The organism is Acinetobacter sp. UBA3461 (assembly GCF_002381195.1).
Lineage (GTDB): Bacteria > Pseudomonadota > Gammaproteobacteria > Pseudomonadales > Moraxellaceae > Acinetobacter > Acinetobacter schindleri.
This window is the reverse complement of sequence record NZ_DFRO01000016.1, coordinates 104,734-126,841: the sequence shown is the minus strand read 5'-3', so window position 1 is coordinate 126,841 and position 22,108 is coordinate 104,734. Positions and strand designations below refer to the sequence as shown.

Below are 22,108 nucleotides of genomic sequence, written 5' to 3'. Positions count from 1 at the left end.
TGTTTGGCCTGTGCCTGATGCCGGTGCTGGTTTCAGCAAAGACCATTATGATTCTGGGTGACAGCTTAAGTGCGGGTTATGGTATTCAACCTGAACAGGGTTGGGTCAATCTGTTGCAAAAACGTTTAAACCAACAGTATCCGAAACAGCATAAAGTGGTCAATGCAAGTGTAAGCGGCGAAACCACCAGCGGTGCACTGGCACGTCTGCCTAAACTCCTCCAGACCCATAAGCCACATATTGTCGTTATTGAACTGGGTGGTAATGATGGCCTACGTGGTCAGCCGCCACAGATGATTCAGAAAAATCTGGCAAATCTGGTGCAGCAAAGTCAGAAAGCCAAAGCAAAAGTCATTCTTTTTGGCATGAAAATGCCGCCAAATTATGGTCAAAGTTATACAAAAGCTTTTGAAAATAATTACAAGGTGGTGAGCCAGCAATATAAAGTGAAATTGTTACCATTCTTTTTGAATGGGGTAGCAGGAAATAAAAACTTGATGCAACAGGATCTGGTACATCCAAATGCCAAGGCACAAAGTATCCTGTTAAATAATGCTTATCCATATATTAAAGGCGCCCTCTAAGGCGCCTTTAATATCATTCATTCTTAAAATTCAAATTAGAAATCAAAAAAGGTGACTTCACCAGTTTCCAGTGAGTATTCAGCACCTACCACCAGTAATTTACCTTGTGCAATGAGATTTTCCAGTACTGCTGAACCATGACGTAGCTGGTTCACAGAAGCAAATACATTCGAACGTACTGCATGCTTAGACAGTTTATTCAAGTCATCTTTCAGTTCAGTCTGCATCAGAATTTCAACTGATGGACGTACACGGTTAACAATTGACATCAGATTTGCAGATGGCGGAGTTGCCGGATTGGTCAGTGCTTCAATCGTAGAATGAATTGCGCCACAATGTGTATGACCCAAAACAATGACTACGGGACAACCAAAGCTTTCTGCAGCAAACTCAACACTACCAACCTGAGACGGCGCGACAATATTCCCTGCTACGCGAATGACAAACAGATCACCCAAACCTTGGTCAAATACCATTTCTGCTGGCACACGTGAATCTGAACATCCTAAAACAATAGCAAATGGTTCCTGACTTTCTGCCATTTCAGCACGTTGCTGATGCGATAATAATTTTAAATGCTGCGTTTCACCGTTGACAAAGCGTTGGTTACCCTTTTTAAGACGTTCTATAGCTTCCTGAGCTGTGAGCATTCGTGTTTACCACCGTTGTTTTAAGTTGCAATATCTTAATCCTCTGATTTATGAATGTCACTTGCAAAAAATCAGCTTGTCTAAATTTCTATCAGTAGACCTGTATCACACTAATATTTCAATTTATGATCAGAGTTCACATGAAAACTGAATTTTTTTCATTTATGCGGATAACTTATTGGTGACATTACTTCACAATTATTTACAATAGAAATAACTCTATGATTTTATCCGAACAAGGTGGATTTGCTTCAGAATAAAACTGTTTTGAACAGTACGCTGGATGCAAGACAAGGAATGTGACGCCATGATAAGAAAATTAATAAAGCGCTCAAAATTACTCTGCGCCATGACCCTAATATTAGCCCCAAGCTTCAGCACACTAAGTCAAGCCCAAGTCAGTTTTCCTACGCGTGCTCAGCCAAGCAATAATATTCTTAGCCAGTATCTGGTTCAGGAACGGCTACAGGCGGGTCTGAAAAGCAAAACGCTGAAAGTCGGTCATATTTCCTGGAGCTATAACGAGGGCGGGAATGTCAATAAACCGTCTATTTTACTGATTCATGGTCTGGCGGGCACCAAAGACGACTGGAATCGTGTCGCACGGTTTCTTACCCCTTATTATCATGTGATCGTTCCCGATTTACCCAATAATGGTGACACCCGTACACCTGCAGATTTTGATTTCTCAGTACCGAATGTAACCTCTCAACTGCGTATCTTTCTGGAAGCTTTGGATGTCGATGAGAATCTGCATGTTGCTGGACATTCTCTAGGGGGGTCGATTGCCACAGTTTATGCTTCTCAATATCCTTTCGACACGCAAAGCCTGTTCTTACTGAATAGTGCCGGAATCTATAAAAATGCCAATACGCGCTATACTCGTGATCCATATGCTTTAAAGAATCTGATTGTAAGCAAACCGGGAGATCTGGAAGATGTCAGTCATAAACTGATGCAGCATCCGCCTGCTCTCTCAGATCAGTTAAAACATGCCCAGGAAAAACTGCTGATTTCCCGTTCCGAGCAGACCAGCAAAGCCATTGATCAAATTGTCATGCTGAGCCGGATCTACACCCCGGAAACATTTGCTCGTTTGACCCGTACTGTAGAAGCACCAACTTTGATTTTATGGGGTAAGCAGGATCGTATTATTAATGTTGAAGTGGCTAAAGAGCTGCACTCCCTATTTAAACGTGCCGAAACACCAGTGATCCTGAACAATGTTGGTCATATACCGATTCTTGAAGCAGAAAGACAGGTTGCACAGTATTATTTACCTTTTCTTGCAAAGACACAGACCCTAAAAAATCCACTTGCTGATAAACTCATCCCTTTAAATTAACTTTTAGAATCAATATGCAGAAACACCCGATGATTGAGCAATTGATCGAAGCTCAGCTTGACTTTCTAGATCAGTCATTTGCTCAATCTGAAACGATTCAAGATGAGTTTCAGGCTTTTTATCTCTGGTTTCGCAAACAGACCCTGAAAGATCTGTGGAGCCCGATGCAAATTAACCTGCTATTGCAAAAACAAATATTAGGCACAGCAGCCAGCTCTTTTCTGATTGAACAGATTGCAGAACATATCCGTTTTGCTTTGGTCCATCCTGCAAATGACAATACCAAGATTGCCGATGTGATTCCTGTACTGACCATTGATAAAATTGCTCAGTATGTCGCAAGTAAAAGCAGTCATCGTCAGCGCCTGATTAAGAAAGTAGTAAACAACCCTGCCTTCTCTGCCATGATCAGCCAATTAATCCAACATTCAATTCAGGATTATCTAGATAATTCGGTGATTGCCAAAAGCGTACCCGGTGTTTCCCGCTTTATGAAAATGGGCAAGTCTGTACTGGAAAATGTCACTGATACCAGTCTGGACAATACCATTGCCAAATACTTGCAAAAGAATATTCTCAAGCTTGGCCAGTTGAGTGAAAATATCCTGAACCAGCATTTTGATGATGAAAAGCTCTATCATTTTCAAGCGAATCTCTGGCATAAAATCAAAGACATGCCTCTGTCTGTATTAAAGAATTATATTGAAGTACAAGACCTGACCCAGACTGTGAATTTGGGCCATGAGATCTGGGATCACATGCGCCAGACCGATTATCTGCAACAGCAGATACAGGATGGCGTACATGCTTGGTATGTCCGTAATCAGGAACACACTTTTGATTTGCTACTTCGTGATCTGAATATCAATGAGTCGCTGATTCAACATGAATTAAATGAATTACTGGTCCCCGTCATTCAGCAGATAATTTCACAAGGTCATTTACGTGAACGTGCGCGCCAATATCTGGAACAGTTTTATTATTCCGAAAGTACACTGAATATCTTAAAGATTGAATAATAAAAAAAGCCGCTTCACGCGGCTTTTTTTATACTCACAGATTTAGAATTTTGCATTTAAGCTGATACCGTAACGACGACCATCTAATAATTGGTCACCATCAATATCTTCTGCTTTTTCATCTAGCAGATTATAGACCCCAAATTTACCTGTCAGGCTCGAGCTAAATTTGTAGTTAAAACCAAGGTCTATAAATTGATAGCCTGGATTCGGCTGGGCTATAGAGGTACGACTCAGGTAAGCAGATGTTTCAGAACGATGGTGCAAGCGGCTCCATACATTTAATGCATCGCTTAATTCGTAATCTACCCCGATATTGAACATATGTTCTGGCATCTGGTTCAGTGGCTGACCTTTAAAATCACCCGACTTAAACTCAGAATCTGTATAAGTATAATTTGCAGTTAATGTCGTATAGTCATTTAAAGTTGCTTCTAAAGTAGCTTCCACACCACGAATTTCTGCTTCATCCACGTTAATACGCTCACTGATGAAGTAGAACGGCGTATTTCCTTCGAAACATGTCCAGTTTTGCCAGTTATTTCGGTTTGTCGTTGCACCATCGGTATCGGTTTCACAGGCACGCACTTCGGTAATACGGTCTTCATATTTAGTGATAAAGCCGGTAATAGAAGTACTGATATAATCATTTTTCCAGTTGAAGCCCAGTTCAGTAGATAGACTCGATTCAGGTTCTAAATCCGGATTCGCACGAATGATGCCACGCCCTGTTGGTAATGGTGAACCGCTGCCACCGGTAACACTATAGAAACCTTCAGTGGCTGCACGAATATCAGGTTGTTTATAACCTGTGGCTACACCGCCTTTTACAACAAAATTATCATTTACAGCGTACACCCCATACAGACGTGGTGATAAATGACCACTATAGTTTTCATCATGGTCATAACGTAAGCCGGCTGTTAAATCGAAACGATCTGTCATGCTCCAGGTATCTTCCAAGAACGCTGCAGCAGACCAGCGCGTCAATTCACTAAACTCAGGTGAATTCGGATTACGGTTAGTGGCTTTATCTTCGAGCTTTTCATCTTTAAAATATCCACCAAATGATAAAGTATGGTCACCCAACAACAAATTCCATTGACTGTTAGCAGTCCAGGTATCTAAGGTAATTCCTTTGGTACCCAGTTCCGTATTGCCTCGATCCGGATTTTTTGAATTTTCATATTGAATATATGATGAACTGTCCAAGTTATCGTTATAACGGCCATTATGAGTTACTGAATAAACATTACGATAATTGCGCGAAAACGAATCTGCAGCACCTTGAGCGGGTGCTACCGTTTTACCGACTGAAGTCGTAGATTCCTGTTGCACAAAATTGGCTTCAACTTGCACATCATGATCATCATTAATCGCATAGGTCAAACGCGAGTTTAAGCTTTCACGCTCGGTGCCACGGAAGCCGCCAATATAACGATCTTCATTACGTTCCTGCTTATTGACTGCCAGTTGCAAGCCAAGCTTATCTGCAATTAAAGGACCGGCAAGATATACAGAACCATTTTTAATATCACCTGAGCGGTTACTATCCTGAATGATAGTCCCTAACTCAATATTGCCAGACCATTCATCAGACACTTTTTTGGTAATGATATTAACTACCCCGCCCATGGCGTCTGTGCCATAAAGAGTTGACGCTGGACCACGGATAATTTCAATACGTTCAATTGCGGCAATTGGTGGCAGGATATTTTTTTCAAAACCACCGTCATCACCATTTGGGTTTACATCTTTACCATATTGACGCTTACCATCTACTAGAAACAAGGTGTAATTTGAGCTCATGCCACGAATACTGATGGTCTGTGCAGAACCTGCACCTGAAACTACGACCCCTGGCGTATTACGCAATACATCGGTAATGTCGTTATATTCACGCTTTTCTAATTCTTCACGATCAATGACCGTAATGGATGCAGGTGCTTTAGCCAGGTCTTGTTCATAACCTGTTGCAGTTACCACAATCGTTTGCAGTTTCGCAGCTTCAACTTGTGGAGCACCAACTTCTACTGCAAATGTATTGCCCGCCATTGCCGAGCCGATTGCAAAAGCTAACGTCGATTTCAAAAACGGTGTGTTCATACTCTATTTACGCCCCAAAAGTAGATTTATGAAGAAATATTGATGGAATTGTGACGCATTGTATCAAATGTTACTCTAAATACAATTACTATTGATAATTATTATCATTATTAAATACAAATAAAAAAAAGACCTCAATATTTGAGGCCTTTTTTATAAGCTAAATTTTATTCGCTACTTACTTGAAGTATGCACCTTCAGCCTGACTATGGTCGGTCTGGTCAACCACACGTGCAAGTTCAGGAACGTGTTGTTTCAAAGTCGTTTCAACGCCTTGTTTCAAAGTCACGTCAATTGCTGAACAGCCCTGACAGCCGCCGCCAAATTTAAGTACAGCAGTCAAACCGTGTTCAGGATCTTCAACCACTTCAACCAGTGCACAGTTACCACCATGACCTGCCAGACCTGGATTAATTTCTGACTGAAGCACGTAAGTGATACGCTCTTCTACAGAGGCATCAGGACCTACACGTGGCACTTTAGAGTTTGGTGCGCGGAAAGTCAGCTGACCACCAAAACGGTCTTTGTTGTAATCAATTACTGCATCAAGCAAATAAGGAATAGATGGAGTATCGATGTACGCAGGGAATTTTGGATAATCCTGTTTGTAATCTGTCGGTACAACTTCATCTGGTGCACTATAAGCCATGCAACATTCAGCGCGCGGTGTACCCGGATTTTCCACGAAAACGCGTACACCAATACCTGGTGTATTTTGCTTTTCCAGTAGATCCTTTAAATACTCTTGTGCAGTCGGTGTAATCAATAGATTTGGAATTTCTTCTGTAACTGCAGTGCTGCTGTTCTCAGTCGACATAACAATAATTTCCTCAAGCTGAAGCTGCCATTTTAACTGAAGATGCGGGGTAAATTTAAAATTTCAACTAAAATTGTCGGATTTATTATAAAAGTACTACCTAAATGTCAGAATAATGGCAAGATTAGGGATCACTACTTCAGAATTAGAACTGCCGTCTATGCTGCATTTACCCTTTAATCATACCGTTACCCTTATTCTGATTACCTGCATCATCTCTTTTATTGCCTTTTCCAAAGAGCAGGTCATGAACCGTCTGATTTTCTGGCCACCAGCAATTCAACGTGGTCAATATGACCGTTTTATTTCGCATGGCTTTATTCATGCAGATGGCACACATCTACTGTTCAATATGATTACGCTGTTCTTCTTTGGCAGTATTATCGAGAGCTTTTATCGCCAGTATCTTTATGATCTGGGCTTTGTCCTGTTCTATCTGGGTGGTCTGATTGCAGCCATTATTCCGAGTTATCTGCAAAATAAAAATAATCCACGCTGGGCAAGTCTGGGTGCCTCGGGTGCAGTATCAGCAGTATTATTTGCCTATATTCTGTTTGAGCCATGGAAACTGATTTTCGTGTTTTTTATTCCTGTGCCGGCCATTATTTTTGCAGTACTTTATGTCGCTTATAGTGTCTGGTCTGGCAAACGCGGGAACAGCAATATCAATCACAGCGCCCATCTTTGGGGGGCGGCTTATGGTGTGATTATGACTATTATCCTGGAACCTCGACTTATTCCACACTTCCTGAATAAACTGGCTCAACTTCCCTTCTAGATTCTTTCATTCATTAAGGATACTGAGAATTAGTTTTTAAACGAGTGATCATAAGGAAGCCATGCGCTTCCTTTTAGTTGGAAACATCTCGTAATAATTTTAAAAGTCAGGATGTCATATATTGCCAACCTTGGAGTGGATTTTGCAGTGATAATGTATACATCTGTATATTAATTGCTGTAAATCGCGAGATATTTTGCATGTCCAATTCCCCAGACGGTCTTCAATTCCCTATTTCTGCTTCACAACAAAAACCTAGCACTTCAAAAATTGGCCGCACTATCATTTCTGAAGCCTTAAACGCTGTTAATCCTGTACATGCCAGCGCAGCTCAACAGGAAAAAAACTGGCGTAAGCAATATCCGGTTCACTTTAAACATCTGGTTGAAGACGGCCTGCGCTCTCCAGGTGCAGCACTGAATATTGCCCAACAAGGTCTGGAAACAGCGCATGCCAGTTTTGAATATTACCGTGATGGCCAGAAGCATCTACTCAAAGATGTAATGTCTTTACCTGCGCAAAACCTGAGTACCTTTCAGCTGAAAGGTCAGTCTGAAAAAGCTCCTGAATGGTATGTGCCTTATCATGGTAAAAAATTGCAGGGACAAGCCCTACTGAACCAGATCCAACTATGGGAAGAACGTGGTATCGTCGAGCCAAGTCATGCTCATGCCCTGCGTGAATGTATTGCCCATCCGGAATGGTTTGACCTGTCAGATCGTACCACGGTGCTGTTCGGTGCTGCTTCTGAAGCGGGTCCACTGACCTGGTTATCTAAATGGAAAGCCAATATCGTGGCAATTGACCTGCCAAATACCCGTGTCTGGAGCAAGATTCTGGATACGGTAAGTGAAGGTAATGCTACTTTATATGCGCCTTCAGCTGAAACTCTGCCAGCGGATACTTCAATTGAAGTTCTAAAAGAGAAGCTCGGTGCCAACCTGTTGACGCAAATTCCAGAAATTGCCCAATGGCTGATTCAGTTCAAGCAAAACCTGGATCTGGCAGCAATCGCCTATCTGGATGGTGAAAAACATGTGCGTGTTTCCATGGCAATGGATGCAATCATGAAACACGTTAGCGAGCAGAAAGCCAATACCAGTCTGATGTATATGTGTACGCCAACTGACGTCTATGCCGTACCAGAAGAAGTGGTTCAAGCATCGCAAAGCAAATACCAGCAACTGTCTAAACTGGAAAGCACTTTGACCAAAGGTATTTCGCTAATCTCACGCAAATATTTCTTTAAGAAAAATGCACAAGATTTATTCAAAGTTGCTGATCAATCCTATGGCATATGTGACTGCTTGGTGGTTGAACAAGGCCCGAACTATGCGCTGGCAAAACGTATCCAGCAGTGGCGTGCGACACTGGCGCGTGCCAATGGCCAACGTGTCAGTATTAATATCGCACCTTCTACAACCACTTATTCTGTAACCAAAAATCCTCTGCTTAAAGCTGCGTTTAATGGTGCCAGCCTGTTTGATGTCGAAGCTTTTGCACCAGAAACTACCAATGCGATTATGGCAGCCTTATGGATTCATGATCTGCGTAATCCGGAGTCTGTAGCTAATCCAGATGTAAAACTGAATCATCCACTTGAGCTGATGATGTCCGGTGCAAATCATGGTGGTTTATGGCGAGTGGCTTATCTGGCACGTACTGCACTGCCATTTGCTGCGCTGTATGGTTTTGCGACGGATAAACTGCCGAAAGGATTGTTAGGTAAGTTGAAGAAGTAAATTGAAAGTTCCTTCTCCTCCTAGGAGATGAGCAGCACTGCTGCGCAAGGAAGAGGTCAATATAGGCTTTGAATCTTTCAAACTTTTATGAATGGACTTTAAGCAAATTGAAGTTGATCCATTCTATACATTCTTTTTTTCTTTACTTTTGAAAGATGAGCAGCACGGCCGCGCAAAGGTAAAAAAATCTTTTGTTAGGCTGATGATATATCCTGAGTAATTTTTTAAGCATTGCTTTAAAAAATTACGCAAGACAACCTAACGGCGACATCCCTGTCGCCTTCATCATAATTTAAAACCTTTCGATTTTTAAACTTTTCAAAACGTCATAAAAAACGCTGCCTCGGCAGCGTTTTTTTACATCAAATTTTCTTAGAAAACTTTTAACAGTACCCAGTACAAACCACCTGACAGACAGATCGTTGCTGGCAGTGTGAACACCCAGGCAGACAGAATCGTTTTCACCATCTGGAAGTTCAGGCCAGACTTGTTCGCTACCATCGTACCTGCAACCGCAGAGTTCAGAACATGAGTCGTTGATACCGGCATACCGAAACCGTCTGCAGCAGCAATTGTAGTCATGGCTACCAGCTCCGCAGACATCCCCTGACCATAAGTCATATGTTGTTTACCAATACGCTCACCTACAGTCACTACAATACGTTTCCAGCCTACCATGGTACCTAGACCAAGTGCTAAAGCAACTGCTACTTTTACCCAAGTCGGGATGTATTGCAGGAATGAATCCAGGTTATCACGATAGTCGTCAACTGTTTTTTCCTGTGCAGCAGTCATCGCAGGTAAAGCTTCTGCTTTATCCAAGCGTTTAAATGCTGTGGTGCTCAAGTACATGTCATTACGGAATTCTGAAACTTGCGCCTCAGGCACATCTTTAATATTCGTATATGAACCGACTTTTTCACCCAAATGATCCGTTAAGCTTGCCAATGCTGGTACAACTTCAGCATTTAACTCTTTAGTCTGAATATATTTGGTAATTACGGCACGTGCCTGTTCATCCGGAATATCATCATGCTGTGGATAAATCACATCAGCAGTTTGAGCAGATAACTGACCGAAAGACTGGATATGCTGGGCATCAAGATTCTTGTTTAACGAGTATGCCAAAGGTACACAACCGATCAAGATCAGCATGATCAGGCCCATACCTTTTTGACCATCATTTGAACCATGGGCAAAGCTTACGCCAGTACAGGTAAAAATCAGAATGGCACGAATCAGTGGTGGTGGTGGCTTGTTACCTTCAGGTGGCTTAAACAGTTCTAGCTGCTTTCTGAAGATTTTTTTCACCAGTAAGAACAGGATTGCAGCAAAAGCAAAACCGATCAAAGGCGAAAATAACAGCGCCTTACCGACTTTCATCACCTGTTCCATGTCCACACCGGAAGCACCGCCACCTGCATTGAGCAGATAGTTCATGATACCCACACCCAGAATCGAACCAATCAGGGTATGTGAACTAGAAGCAGGAATACCCAGGAACCAGGTGCCCAGATTCCAGAGAATCGCGGCGATCAACATGGCAAAGACCATGGCAAAACCGGCACCTGTACCCACGTTCATAATCAGTTCAACAGGAAGTAATGCAATGATCCCGTAAGCAACGGCACCACTGGCCACCATTACCCCAAGGAAATTACAGAAACCTGCCCACATGACTGCAACCGGTGCAGACAATGCGTTAGTATAGATTACGGTGGCAACCGCGTTGGCTGTATCGTGGAAACCATTGACGAATTCAAAGCCCAGCGCAATAAATAGCGCTGTGGCTAAAAGAATCATCGAATACAGACCAATTGCTGGAACATGCGCCAGATCTGAAGTCAACTGAAAGCCGATATAAATCAGCGTAGAAATAATTACAGTCAGAAACACCGGCATAAAAAATTTCGGTGTTGGCACATGAACATTAGTCGACTTATGTGAAGGCGACTGATGGGCTGAACCTGAGGGAGTTTGATTAGAATTCATGCAAGCAGGAATAGAGGATTCAAGAATCCCCATATTGTTCAGTTTAATTGTGACAATTATATGACAAAGCGCCGTCATATAGACCAATTTTTTAGACTTTCTTGCTGCCGTTCATCCTAAAGCTACATACTATCAATATTAAAATTAAAAAATAAAAATCAATAATTTATTTAAATAAAAACCGTTTCTCCACTCAACTTCATTCATGTTTTGCAATAAAATTGATCATTTTCTCAGGACTGTCATTTTCCTGAGCCGGTCACAGTTGACTCTATATTGCCCCAGTCATATGACACTTTCATGAAACTCATTTATATTTTATTTTCGGTCAAATTCCTCCATAACTGACTTCGAGCTTTTTGTTTTCTATCTGTTTTCAGCTTTCTATACACAGTTCAATTTGCTTATCAGATTTTCATATCAGCCATATCCAGCATTCTGAATAATGGCTACAGAAAACTGCGCACTAATCTGTTAAGATTATTGCCGTTTTTGATGCTTACTGAGAAAGTCTGAATGTCCACACTTGCCACCCTGAAAGAACTTCTTGCCAAAAGAATTTTAATTATCGATGGTGCGATGGGTACCATGATCCAACGCCATAAATTGGAAGAAGCCGATTATCGGGGTGAGCGTTTTGCTGATTGGGCATATGACCTTAAAGGCAACAACGACCTTCTGGTTTTAACACAACCACAAATTATTCAAGGTATCCACGAAGCGTATCTTGAAGCGGGCGCTGACATTATTGAAACCAATACCTTTAATGGTACGCGTGTTTCAATGTCGGATTACCACATGGAAGATCTGGTACCGGAAATTAACCGTGAAGCAGCGCGTATTGCCAAAGAGGCCTGCGCGAAATACTCAACCCCTGAAAAACCACGTTTTGTGGCAGGTGTAATTGGTCCAACCTCACGTACCACCTCTATTTCACCAAACGTAAATGACCCGGCGTTTCGTAACATCACTTTTGATGCATTAAAAGTCGACTATATCGAATCGACCAAAGCATTGATTGAAGGTGGTGCGGACATCATCCTGATCGAAACGGTATTTGATACCTTGAATGCTAAAGCTGCGATCTTTGCGGTGAAAGAAGTCTTTAAAGAAATTGGTTATGAATTGCCAATTATGATTTCGGGCACAATTACCGATGCATCAGGCCGTACATTGACCGGTCAAACCGCTGAAGCGTTCTGGAATTCAATGCGTCATGCAGAACCGATTTCAATCGGCTTTAACTGTGCGCTGGGTGCAGATGCGATGCGTCCACACGTAAAAACCGTATCTGACGTTGCTGATACTTTCGTTTCTGCACATCCAAACGCAGGCTTACCAAATGCGTTTGGTGGTTATGATGAAACCCCTGAAGAAACGGCTGCTTTCATCAAAGAATTTGCAGAAAGTGGCTTGATCAATATCACGGGTGGTTGTTGTGGTACCACTCCTGATCATATCCGTGCCATTGCGCAAGCGGTCGCAGGCATTGCGCCACGTGAAATTCCAGACATTGAACCTGCGTGCCGTTTAAGTGGTTTAGAGCCATTTAACATCACCAAAGATTCACTCTTTGTAAACGTCGGTGAACGTACCAACGTGACGGGTTCTAAAAAATTCCTTCGTTTAATTAAAGAAGAAAACTTCACAGAAGCGTTGGACGTTGCCCGTCAACAAGTTGAAGCTGGTGCGCAGATCATCGACATCAATATGGATGAAGGCATGTTGGATTCACAAGCTGCAATGGTGCACTTCCTGAATCTGATTGCGTCTGAGCCAGATATTTCACGTGTGCCAATCATGCTTGATTCTTCAAAATGGGAGATCATTGAAGCAGGTTTGAAATGCGTACAAGGTAAAGCCGTGGTGAACTCGATTTCCTTAAAAGAAGGTTATGACGAGTTTGTAGAACGTGCCCGCCTGTGCCGTCAGTACGGTGCAGCGGTCATTGTCATGGCATTTGATGAAAATGGTCAGGCGGATACGGCAGAGCGTAAAAAAGAAATCTGTAAACGTTCTTACGACGTGCTGGTAAATGAAGTCGGCTTCCCATCTGAGGACATCATCTTTGACCCGAATGTGTTTGCAGTGGCAACCGGTATTGAAGAACACAACAACTATGGCGTCGATTTCATTGAAGCGACTGGTTGGATCAAACAAAACCTGCCAAATGCGATGATTTCAGGCGGGATCTCCAACGTATCATTCTCATTCCGTGGTAACGAGCCTGTACGTGAAGCGATCCATGCAGTGTTCCTGTATCACGCGATCCAGAAAGGCTTGACCATGGGGATCGTGAATGCCGGCCAGCTTGCGATTTACGATGATATCGATGCAGAACTGAAAGAAGCTGTTGAAGATGTGGTATTGAACCGTAATCAAGGTGAAAGCGGTCAAGAAGCGACTGAAAAATTACTGACTATTGCTGAAAAATACCGTGGTCAAGCAGGCGCACAAAAAGCCGAAGAAAACCTTGAATGGCGTAATGAAAGTGTTGAAAAACGTCTTGAATATGCATTGGTGAAAGGCATCACCACGTACATTGACCAAGATACTGAAGAAGCTCGTTTAAAATCTGCACGTCCTTTAGATGTCATTGAAGGGCCTTTAATGGCAGGTATGAACGTGGTCGGCGACCTGTTCGGTGCTGGTAAAATGTTCTTACCGCAAGTGGTAAAATCTGCACGTGTGATGAAGCAAGCTGTGGCTTGGCTCAACCCGTTCATTGAAGCGGAAAAAACCCAAGGCGAAGCTAAAGGTAAAATCTTGCTTGCAACAGTAAAAGGCGATGTCCATGACATCGGTAAAAATATCGTAGGTGTGGTACTTGGCTGTAACGGTTATGACATTGTTGACCTTGGCGTAATGGTGCCATGTGAGAAGATTTTACAAACAGCGATTGACGAGAAAGTCGACATCATCGGTCTATCTGGTTTGATCACACCGTCACTGGATGAAATGGTCTTTGTTGCCAAAGAAATGCAGCGTAAAGGTTTTAACATTCCACTGATGATTGGTGGTGCAACGACTTCTAAAGCACATACTGCGGTGAAGATTGCTCCGCAATATCAAAATGATGGTGTGTTCTATACTGCCGATGCCTCTCGTGCTGTAGGTGTGACCACACAATTACTTTCTGCTGAAATGAAACCACAATTGATGGCAGACTATGCCGCGGATTATGAAAAAATCCGTACACGTCTAGCGAACAAGCAACCGAAAGCGGCAAAACTTTCTTATGCTGAATCTGTTGAAAATGGCTTCAAGATTGACTTTGAAAAGCATGCGCCAGTTAAACCAAACTTTATTGGTTCACAAACTTTCACCAACTATCCTTTAGAAACCTTGGTGGAATATTTCGACTGGACACCGTTCTTTATTTCTTGGAGCTTGGCGGGTAAATTCCCGAAAATCCTTGAAGATGAAGTGGTGGGCGAAGCAGCACGTGACTTGTATGCACAAGCACAAGAAATGTTGAAAGACATTATCGAAAATAAACGCTTTGATGCGCGTGCAACATTCAGCATTTACCCTGCCAACCGTGTGGCAGCAGATACGGTTGCCGTGACTGATGAAAATGGTCATGTGACACATAGTTTCGAGCACCTTCGTCAGCAGTCTGACAAAGTGACTGGTAAAGCGAACTATTCTTTAGCTGACTTTGTTGCGCCGAAAGATGTAGCGCAAGATTACTTGGGTGGTTTCACCGTATCGATCTTTGGTGCGGAAGAACTTTCGCAAGAATACAAAGCCAAAGGTGATGACTATAACGCGATTATGGTTCAAGCCTTGGGTGACCGTTTTGCAGAAGCCTTTGCAGAGCATTTGCATGAGCGTATTCGTAAGGAGTTCTGGGGTTACCAAGCCGACGAACAGCTTTCTAATGAAGAATTGATCAAAGAGAAGTATGTGGGTATTCGTCCTGCACCGGGCTACCCTGCTTGTCCCGAGCATTCTGAAAAAGCACCCCTCTTTGACTGGTTAGGCACCACTGACAAGATCGGCACTTATTTGACTTCAAGTTTTGCGATGTGGCCACCTTCATCTGTCAGCGGTTTCTACTATGCCAACCCTGAAACAGAATACTTTAACGTGGGTAAAATTTCTGGCGATCAGTTGGAAGATTATGCGAAGCGTAAAGGTTGGACCTTGGATGAGGCGAAACGTTGGTTAGCGCCGAATTTGGATGATTCTGTGGTTTAAAAATCACTGAATCCCCCTAACCCCCTTTAATAAAGGGGGAACTAAAAATCCCCTCGGTTGAAGGGATTTTTAGTTTGAATATTTAAATCTCCCCTAACCCCTCTTTTTCAAAGAGGGGAATTTCACGGATCAAATGAATTACGTGACAGCTCCCTCCTTTTTAAAGGGAGGTTGGGAGAGATTAATTGATATAAATAAAACAATTACTTAAAATGAATAAATACTAAAAATTGAACATTAAATAATGGCTATCATAAAAATTCTAGATTCAGGAAGTTTAGAGTCAATATGTAAAATTCTCGGTGAAACGAATGATGGACTTTCTGGAACTGAGATAGGCAAATATCTAGCAGAATGTCATATCCCTGACCTTCAACCGAATATCACCAAATGGAAACGTCTATACGAAGCTTTAAATAGCAAACAACACAATGACCGTTGCTCAAATCATATTTTAGCTTTTATAAAGCACGTTATGCGCCCATCAAGACACATAAATAGGAAGGAGTGGTTTGAATACATAAGAAATGATTTAAATTTTGCTTTATCTTTCGAAGGTTTTGAATTAACAGAAAGTGGGGAAATCAAGTACGCTGAAAAAGTTCAAACTTTCAGTGAGGCTGAAGCACGAGCACAAAATTTAAGAAAATCATTATTAGATAGAAAAATTCATCCTGATGTACTTACTTTCTGCAAAGCAGAATTACTTGTAGATAACTATTTTCATGCAGTATTTGAAGCTACTAAAAGTATTGCTGAGAAAATCAGACTTAAAACAAATCTAACTTCTGATGGAGCTGAATTAGTAGATGAAGCATTTTCCTATAAAGGTAAAATTCCTTATTTAGCATTAAATAAACTCACAACTCAAAGTGAGGAAAGTGAACAAAAAGGATTTATGAATTTACTCAAAGGCGTATTTGGGACTTTTCGAAATACAACAGCCCACGCTCCTAAAATCACATGGAGTATTAATGAGCAAGATGCATTAGATATTCTATCAATGATTTCACTAATTCATCGCAAAATTGATAATGCACTTGAACCACAAAAAATATATAAAGGTTTAGTTTAGAATCCTTCTTAACCTCCCATTAAAAAGGGAGGAACAGCACAAATCCAAAACTGCTATTAAATTTGCGTGAAGTCCACCTTTATCAAAGGGGGATTTTTGGGGGATTCTTTAGAAAACTCATTCAAACAATACTGATAAATCACTTCAACCACATCATCAATCTGCCTCATCACCTGCCTATTATCAAATCTGAACACTTTCAACCCAAGTTGAGCCAAAGCCTCATCTCGAATTCGATCTGCTTCCAAACCATTATCAGTAAAGTGCTGACTGCCATCACACTCAATCACCAAATTAGCCGCAGGACAGTAAAAATCCACAATGTAATTTAACAACGGTTTTTGCCGATAAAACTGCAAACCTAAAATTTGCTTGTTCTGCAGCCGTGACCACAACAGCTTTTCAGCATCCGTCATGTTATTGCGTAAATCCCGCGAGGCTTGTTTTAAGTTTTTATTATAGGGTTTCATTTTTTATTCTCTTTTTTAATACCTCCTTGCGAAGCATTGCTTCTCACCCTTTAAAAAGGGAGGAACTGTCACGAAATTTATTTAATCACATGACAAGTCCCCCTTTATCAAAGGGGGATTTAGGGGGATTCATATAAATTAACTTATATACCAAATTTAGCCCCTTTTCTAACCGCTCATACCAAAATCCTCCGTTTTAACATTATTCATTCAGCAATCTCAGTCAATTTCCATAATAATAAGTCCTTAAATTTATCTCCCAAATCAATAACTACTGGTGTTTCAATGAAAAAACTCATCAACAACCCTGAAAACCTGGTTGTCGAAATGTGCAAAGGCTTTGTACTAGCACACCCTGAACTGCAATTTACTGAATCGCACAAAATCATCTCACGTAAACAAAAACACAATAATGTGGCACTGATCAGTGGCGGTGGTAGTGGTCACGAACCTGCACATGCGGGCTTTGTCGGTACAGGCATGTTAGATGCTGCCGTATGTGGTGACGTATTTGCATCACCTTCTCAAATTCAGGTCTACAAAGCCCTGCAGCATGTCGCAACAGACAAAGGCGTGCTCATGATCATTAAAAACTATTCTGGCGATATGATGAATTTCCAGAATGGTGCAGCTTTAGCTATAGAAGATGGCATTAAAATCGATTATGTAAAAGTAGCAGATGATATTGCAGTCAAGGACAGCCTCTATACGGTCGGCCGTCGTGGCGTGGCGGGTACTGTATTTGTACATAAAATTGCAGGTGCAGCAGCGTCAAAAGGTTTAGAGCTTGCGGAAGTCAAAGCTGTGGCTCAAAAAGCAGCGGATAACGTGATTAGTCTTGGTTTCGCCTATAGCTCATGTACTGTTCCTGCCAAAGGTACACCCACCTTTACCCTAGCGAATGATGAAATGGAATACGGCGTCGGCATCCACGGCGAACCGGGTATCCGCCGTGAAAAAATTCTGCCATCCAAAGAGCTGGCACAACGTATTATCGATGACCTGTTCCTCGATCGCCCTGATCTGACTGAAGTTGCTGTTCTAGTCAACGGCTTTGGTTCAACACCAATGCAAGAGCTGTATGTGTTTAACAATGATGTTTGCGAACATCTGGCGCGCAAAGGCATCAAGATTTACCGCACTTTTGTTGGTAACTACATGACCAGTATCGACATGAATGGTGCCTCGGTGTCTCTTCTGGCAGTCGATGATGAGCTAAAAAGCTACTTAGATGCGGAAGCCAACACGCCCACTCTTAAAATGGATGGTTCAGCAGCACAGCCTTTAATCTTCGCAACAAAAAATGCCGCAGCAGAAGATGTAATAAATACGGAAGTCGAAACTCAGCCTGAACATGCTGAAATTCAAAATGAACAGTTCACGATTGAAAATATGCGTTATGTGGTCGATGTGATGGCGGCCTGCATCATCAAAAATGAAGTGCCATTCTGCGAGCTGGATGCCCATGCAGGCGATGGTGATTTTGGCATGAGTGTGGCTAAAGGGTTTAAACAACTGAAACGCGAATGGCAAAGCCTGATCCAAGCGCAGCACATGGATGAATTTTTGCTGAACAGTTCAATGATTATCATGGAACATTGTGGCGGTGCGTCGGGTCCAATCTGGGGTTCAGCATTTCGTGCAGCGAGTAAAGCCATTCAAGGCAAATCCACATTAACTGTGTCAGATTTTGCCGAGATGCTGCAAGCAGCAGTGAAAGGTATTCAAACTACTGGTGAGCGTTCATTTGGCCGTGGAGCAGTCGTTGGTGACAAAACCCTGATTGACGCTTTGGTTCCTTGTGCAGATTCATGGTCCGCCAATACCGACAAAACATTTAAGGAAAACTTTGTGTTGGGTGCAGCCGCTGCGGTGAAAGGTGCGGAATCGACCAAAGATATCGTGGCACGTATGGGACGTGCCGGAACTGTCGGTGACCGTAGCTTGGGCTATCCGGATGCCGGCGCACACGGCTTAGGTGTGATCTTTAGCGATATTGCAGAGCATATTAAGTAAATAACACCCAATAAAAAGCCTCGAATTCTCGGGGCTTTTTAATTTCCTGGCGAGGATGATAAACCTTGCTTTCAATCAAGATGACAGAAAAATATTTATTGAAACTTTTCTAGATACTTGTCCGGTTTTTCTTTGACCACCACCCTTTTATTGCCCTTCATCTGTGCTTCACTCAAAATCCCTTCAGAGTCAACCACCACGACTGGATGGCCATCCTTCTTCAAACGGGCCACGCCTTCAAATAACATCCGGGCACCGACATTATGAATTAAGGTCAAATTGGTCAGATCCAATACAATCCGTTTTTTGCCTTCCGGTTCATCTTGCAATATACGTAGCAGCATTTCCGATTCGGTAAACTGTAATACGCCACGTAGTTCATATACCACCACATGATCACGTTTACCGGTGAGATAACGACTTTGCAAAATAGTTTGTGCCGATGGTGTCCCTTCCATTAAGTGCAGACCCATTTCCCGGGACATACGTTCAAAAATATCGACGCCACGTACACTATGTCCATGCTCATCAATTCTCGGAGAAAACACGGCGATACCCACCTGCCCAGGTAACACGCCGATAATACCGCCTGCAACCCCACTTTTGGCCGGAATACCCACGGTGGTCAGCCAGTCACCGGCAGCATCATACATGCCGCAAGTGAGCATCACACTCAGGACTTGCCGCACTACAGAACGGTCCAGCAATTTTTTACCAGTCTGTGGCTGAATTCCCCCGTTGGCGAGTACCCCGGCGATCATCGCCAGGTCTTTGACCGTCACCTTGATTGAACACTGCTTGATATAACCATTCACAATCGCTTCTGGATCTTCTTCCAGCACCCCCACGGTACGCAGCATATAGCCCAGGGATCTGTTACGAAATGCTGTTTTCAGTTCAGACGTATATACTTCGGTATCAAAACTCAGTTCACGCCCCGCCAGACCACTTAAAAAACGGCGCAATTGCTCTGCACGGGACACTGTCCGTTTATAGGGAATCAAGGAGTGGGTGGTAATTGCACCCGAATTGATCATCGGATTTTTTGGAATATTGGAATCCTTCTCCAGTGAAATCTGGTTAAAGGCCTCCCCCGAAGGTTCCACGCCCACCTTTTCCATGACCTTAGTCAAGCCGACTTTCTGCAAAGCCAAGGCATAAGCAAAAGGCTTGGACATAGACTGCATGGTGAACTCAACTTCGTCATCACCGGTGGAATAGATCGTGCCATCTACGGTGGAAAGTGCCAAAGCAAACTTATCTGGATCGACTGCTGCCAGCTCAGGAATATAATCTGCCAGAGCACCTTTTTCATTGTCACGGCAGGAAGTTAAAACATGCTTGAGGTAGTCTGGCACCGGTGTTTTCATCGAATGAGCTTATTCCAATTCACTATTATTTTTAATTAACATACCGGTTTTCAGCTTAAGTACCAGAGTGAAAAGGTAATTTACTGCATATCCGTGTTATCAGAGCTGTACTTTCTGGATCCGATTCTCCAGAAATAAATGGTACGTATATTAGGGTTCTTTCATAAATCATTATGGAATCACTACAAAGGGAACTCCCTCTCCTTGCAGGAGAGGGTTAGGGAGAGGTTTTTTCTAAGAAATCCCCTCATCCTCTTGCGAAGCTATATTTCTCATCCCAGAGGGAGACGGAACTTTCAATATCCATTTAAATATGAATATAACGATCATGTTTTGATTTATAAAAAGATCTATTTTAATTTTCTCTTTTTAAGGAATATCAAAAAAAGGGCAATGCTGCCCTTTTATGTATGCTAAATAATTTATTTCACTTTAGTCTTGCGAATCATTTTATACAGCATCTTTGGTGAAATACGTGCAACCAGTACGCCCAGTTTTTCTTTCTTGCCACCGACCACAATATATTCCTCGCCCTGCTGTAACGCCCTCACCGTCTGTTTAGCAAAATCATCAGCCTCTAAACCATTTTCAATTGCTTCATCCTGCTTGGCTTGCGGTTTACCTTCACCATTTAAGGCATTAAAAGAGACATTGGTTTTGACAAAGCCCGGGAAAATCACCGAGACCTGAATACCCTGATCTGCCACTTCAGCACGCAGGCTGTTCGCCCACATATGTATTGCACCTTTGGCAGCGGAATAGGATGCGCGATACTGGGTGCCGAGCAAACCTGCCACACTGGAAATAAATGCAATACGTCCAGACTGCTGTTTCAAGAAAGTTGGCAAGACCGTTTTTGTCAAAAACACTTGCGAGAAATAATCCACTTCCATAATGGCGCGTTCAGTCTGCATGGTAGTATCAGCAATCAAGGCACGCTGACTTAAACCAGCATTATTGATCAGCCAGTCAATCCGGCCTTTATTTTCCAAAACCTTGGCATAGGCTTTTTCCACCTGGGTTTCATCGGTAATGTCAGCAATGACAGATAGATGCTGATCAGGATTAGCTAAACTGAGACGCACATTTTCCAGTTCTTCAAAACGGCGTGCCGTTAAAACTACCTGCGCTCCCTGTGACGCACATTCCTGCGCGACTGCCTTACCAATCCCTGAAGATGCTCCGGTAATCCAGACCACTTTTCCATTTAAACTTTCCAGCTTTGCCATTGATCCCTCTATCTCTTTTAAATATCCGATGTCTGTTTTACTTCATCTTCTAAAAACGCTAAAAAATGCTCGAAGTAATGACTGATAGTCGGTGCATCATACAGGCTTCCCAACTTGTCAAAACGCTTATAACCGAGCTGCGTAGTTAAATTAATCACACCATTCAGGGTTTTATCAACCACCATATTGAACTTCAGCATGTTTTTGGGTTGACGTACCAGATGGGTAACCCCCTGATCCACCACTTCAATAAAAGTCTTTAAGGCAGGTGAAACACAGTGATGATTGCCACTTTCCATTTCTTTTACATAGCCGAGTAATTCGATCGCCAGTGTCTTCTGAATGGGATAACGCACGTAATAATCGCCTTCAATTTCATGGGTCATTTCATAAAGATAATTCACCATTGGAATCAGCCGTTCATTGCCAAAAAATGACACTGACCATGGCATATATTTACGTGTGGTCTCAACAATTTGCTGAACGACTTTTTCAGACTCGCGATCCGCAGAATTTGAAAGACGCGCAAGGCGGCCAAAGACCTGATCAATAATTTCACAGGCAATATCCGTGAGGTTTTCACCCAAGGCTTTGGACAGACTGGTTTGATCACCACTATTAAGACGGGAATGAATATCGCGGAAACGATAGTGAGTTTCTGGCTGTATTTTCAGGGAAATGTTATAGCTCATCTTCTTATCCTTAATATTCA

16 protein-coding genes are annotated in these 22,108 nt (G+C 42.5%); 8 read left to right on the top strand and 8 right to left on the bottom strand.

Annotated elements, in window-relative coordinates; translation table 11 throughout:
* Window positions 1-17 precede the first annotated feature (17 nt).
* Complete coding sequence (locus tag B3D47_RS03125) at window positions 18-584, top strand: arylesterase (protein WP_372510645.1); 567 nt, start codon at window positions 18-20, stop codon at window positions 582-584.
* A 35-nt stretch (window positions 585-619) separates the two neighbouring features.
* Here the strand turns inward: B3D47_RS03125 and B3D47_RS03120 are convergent, their stop codons facing one another.
* Window positions 620-1,234, bottom strand: coding sequence for a carbonic anhydrase (locus B3D47_RS03120; RefSeq protein ID WP_004810892.1), 615 nt, complete (start codon window positions 1,232-1,234; stop codon window positions 620-622).
* Window positions 1,235-1,541: 307 nt separating this feature from the next.
* Between B3D47_RS03120 and B3D47_RS03115 the strand changes: the two genes are divergently transcribed.
* Together B3D47_RS03115 and B3D47_RS03110 are read left to right on the top strand one after the other, a co-directional pair.
* Window positions 1,542-2,579 (top strand): alpha/beta fold hydrolase, encoded by a 1,038-nt coding sequence (locus tag B3D47_RS03115; protein WP_163166803.1) that lies wholly within the window; start codon window positions 1,542-1,544, stop codon window positions 2,577-2,579.
* A gap of 14 nt (window positions 2,580-2,593) precedes the next feature.
* Window positions 2,594-3,598: a hypothetical protein gene (locus B3D47_RS03110; protein WP_278362943.1), complete on the top strand. Its 1,005-nt coding sequence runs from the start codon at window positions 2,594-2,596 to the stop codon at window positions 3,596-3,598.
* A gap of 42 nt (window positions 3,599-3,640) precedes the next feature.
* Here B3D47_RS03110 and B3D47_RS03105 read toward each other — a convergent pair whose 3' ends face one another.
* Together B3D47_RS03105 and nfuA are read right to left on the bottom strand one after the other, a co-directional pair.
* A complete protein-coding gene (locus tag B3D47_RS03105) occupies window positions 3,641-5,704 on the bottom strand; it encodes a TonB-dependent receptor domain-containing protein (protein WP_286859880.1) in 2,064 nt (687 codons plus the stop codon).
* 178 nt (window positions 5,705-5,882) lie between these two features.
* Entirely contained in the window at window positions 5,883-6,521 is a 639-nt protein-coding gene (nfuA, locus tag B3D47_RS03100; RefSeq protein ID WP_286859878.1) for a Fe-S biogenesis protein NfuA, read from the bottom strand.
* 160 nt (window positions 6,522-6,681) lie between these two features.
* On the opposite strand from nfuA, the gene B3D47_RS03095 reads away from it, so the two are divergent.
* Together B3D47_RS03095 and B3D47_RS03090 are read left to right on the top strand one after the other, a co-directional pair.
* On the top strand, window positions 6,682-7,299 hold the full coding sequence (locus B3D47_RS03095) for a rhomboid family intramembrane serine protease (RefSeq protein WP_008304768.1): 618 nt from the start codon (window positions 6,682-6,684) through the stop codon (window positions 7,297-7,299).
* Between the two features lie 200 nt (window positions 7,300-7,499).
* On the top strand, window positions 7,500-9,041 hold the full coding sequence (locus B3D47_RS03090) for a hypothetical protein (protein ID WP_286859877.1): 1,542 nt from the start codon (window positions 7,500-7,502) through the stop codon (window positions 9,039-9,041).
* Window positions 9,042-9,413: 372 nt separating this feature from the next.
* On the opposite strand, the gene B3D47_RS03085 is transcribed toward B3D47_RS03090, so the two are convergent.
* Window positions 9,414-11,033 carry an inorganic phosphate transporter gene (locus tag B3D47_RS03085; RefSeq protein WP_017401556.1) on the bottom strand — a complete coding sequence of 540 codons (1,620 nt, stop codon included), beginning with the start codon at window positions 11,031-11,033 and terminating at the stop codon, window positions 9,414-9,416.
* A 516-nt stretch (window positions 11,034-11,549) separates the two neighbouring features.
* On the opposite strand from B3D47_RS03085, the gene metH reads away from it, so the two are divergent.
* Both metH and B3D47_RS03075 read left to right on the top strand, forming a co-directional pair.
* The gene (gene metH, locus B3D47_RS03080) at window positions 11,550-15,236 is read left to right on the top strand and encodes a methionine synthase (RefSeq protein ID WP_286859876.1); all 3,687 of its coding nucleotides are present in this window, start codon (window positions 11,550-11,552) and stop codon (window positions 15,234-15,236) included.
* Between the two features lie 244 nt (window positions 15,237-15,480).
* The gene (locus B3D47_RS03075) at window positions 15,481-16,311 is read left to right on the top strand and encodes a TIGR02391 family protein (RefSeq protein ID WP_180184827.1); all 831 of its coding nucleotides are present in this window, start codon (window positions 15,481-15,483) and stop codon (window positions 16,309-16,311) included.
* A 56-nt stretch (window positions 16,312-16,367) separates the two neighbouring features.
* Here the strand turns inward: B3D47_RS03075 and B3D47_RS03070 are convergent, their stop codons facing one another.
* Window positions 16,368-16,781 carry an endonuclease domain-containing protein gene (locus B3D47_RS03070; RefSeq protein ID WP_286859874.1) on the bottom strand — a complete coding sequence of 138 codons (414 nt, stop codon included), beginning with the start codon at window positions 16,779-16,781 and terminating at the stop codon, window positions 16,368-16,370.
* Window positions 16,782-17,066: 285 nt separating this feature from the next.
* Here B3D47_RS03070 and dhaK point away from each other — a divergent pair, with 285 nt between their 5' ends.
* Window positions 17,067-18,797 (top strand): dihydroxyacetone kinase subunit DhaK, encoded by a 1,731-nt coding sequence (dhaK, locus tag B3D47_RS03065; RefSeq protein ID WP_286859872.1) that lies wholly within the window; start codon window positions 17,067-17,069, stop codon window positions 18,795-18,797.
* A gap of 95 nt (window positions 18,798-18,892) precedes the next feature.
* Here dhaK and B3D47_RS03060 read toward each other — a convergent pair whose 3' ends face one another.
* The 3 genes from B3D47_RS03060 to B3D47_RS03050 form a co-directional block, all read right to left on the bottom strand.
* A complete protein-coding gene (locus B3D47_RS03060; RefSeq protein WP_286859870.1) occupies window positions 18,893-20,167 on the bottom strand; it encodes a glutaminase in 1,275 nt (424 codons plus the stop codon).
* Between the two features lie 422 nt (window positions 20,168-20,589).
* Entirely contained in the window at window positions 20,590-21,396 is an 807-nt protein-coding gene (locus B3D47_RS03055; protein ID WP_048881397.1) for an SDR family oxidoreductase, read from the bottom strand.
* 17 nt (window positions 21,397-21,413) lie between these two features.
* Window positions 21,414-22,088: a hypothetical protein gene (locus B3D47_RS03050; RefSeq protein ID WP_008305002.1), complete on the bottom strand. Its 675-nt coding sequence runs from the start codon at window positions 22,086-22,088 to the stop codon at window positions 21,414-21,416.
* Between the last annotated feature and the right edge of the window lie 20 nt (window positions 22,089-22,108).

What these genes read in the sequence shown, in the direction of transcription:
- B3D47_RS03125 (WP_372510645.1), top strand. Translation starts at nt 18, where the DNA reads ATGCCGGTGCTGGTTTCAGCAAAGACCATTATGATTCTGGGTGACAGC.
- B3D47_RS03120 (WP_004810892.1), bottom strand. Translation starts at nt 1,234, where the DNA reads ATGCTCACAGCTCAGGAAGCTATAGAACGTCTTAAAAAGGGTAACCAA.
- B3D47_RS03115 (WP_163166803.1), top strand. Translation starts at nt 1,542, where the DNA reads ATGATAAGAAAATTAATAAAGCGCTCAAAATTACTCTGCGCCATGACC.
- B3D47_RS03110 (WP_278362943.1), top strand. Translation starts at nt 2,594, where the DNA reads ATGCAGAAACACCCGATGATTGAGCAATTGATCGAAGCTCAGCTTGAC.
- B3D47_RS03105 (WP_286859880.1), bottom strand. Translation starts at nt 5,704, where the DNA reads ATGAACACACCGTTTTTGAAATCGACGTTAGCTTTTGCAATCGGCTCG.
- nfuA (WP_286859878.1), bottom strand. Translation starts at nt 6,521, where the DNA reads ATGTCGACTGAGAACAGCAGCACTGCAGTTACAGAAGAAATTCCAAAT.
- B3D47_RS03095 (WP_008304768.1), top strand. Translation starts at nt 6,682, where the DNA reads ATGCTGCATTTACCCTTTAATCATACCGTTACCCTTATTCTGATTACC.
- B3D47_RS03090 (WP_286859877.1), top strand. Translation starts at nt 7,500, where the DNA reads ATGTCCAATTCCCCAGACGGTCTTCAATTCCCTATTTCTGCTTCACAA.
- B3D47_RS03085 (WP_017401556.1), bottom strand. Translation starts at nt 11,033, where the DNA reads ATGAATTCTAATCAAACTCCCTCAGGTTCAGCCCATCAGTCGCCTTCA.
- metH (WP_286859876.1), top strand. Translation starts at nt 11,550, where the DNA reads ATGTCCACACTTGCCACCCTGAAAGAACTTCTTGCCAAAAGAATTTTA.
- B3D47_RS03075 (WP_180184827.1), top strand. Translation starts at nt 15,481, where the DNA reads ATGGCTATCATAAAAATTCTAGATTCAGGAAGTTTAGAGTCAATATGT.
- B3D47_RS03070 (WP_286859874.1), bottom strand. Translation starts at nt 16,781, where the DNA reads ATGAAACCCTATAATAAAAACTTAAAACAAGCCTCGCGGGATTTACGC.
- dhaK (WP_286859872.1), top strand. Translation starts at nt 17,067, where the DNA reads ATGAAAAAACTCATCAACAACCCTGAAAACCTGGTTGTCGAAATGTGC.
- B3D47_RS03060 (WP_286859870.1), bottom strand. Translation starts at nt 20,167, where the DNA reads ATGAAAACACCGGTGCCAGACTACCTCAAGCATGTTTTAACTTCCTGC.
- B3D47_RS03055 (WP_048881397.1), bottom strand. Translation starts at nt 21,396, where the DNA reads ATGGCAAAGCTGGAAAGTTTAAATGGAAAAGTGGTCTGGATTACCGGA.
- B3D47_RS03050 (WP_008305002.1), bottom strand. Translation starts at nt 22,088, where the DNA reads ATGAGCTATAACATTTCCCTGAAAATACAGCCAGAAACTCACTATCGT.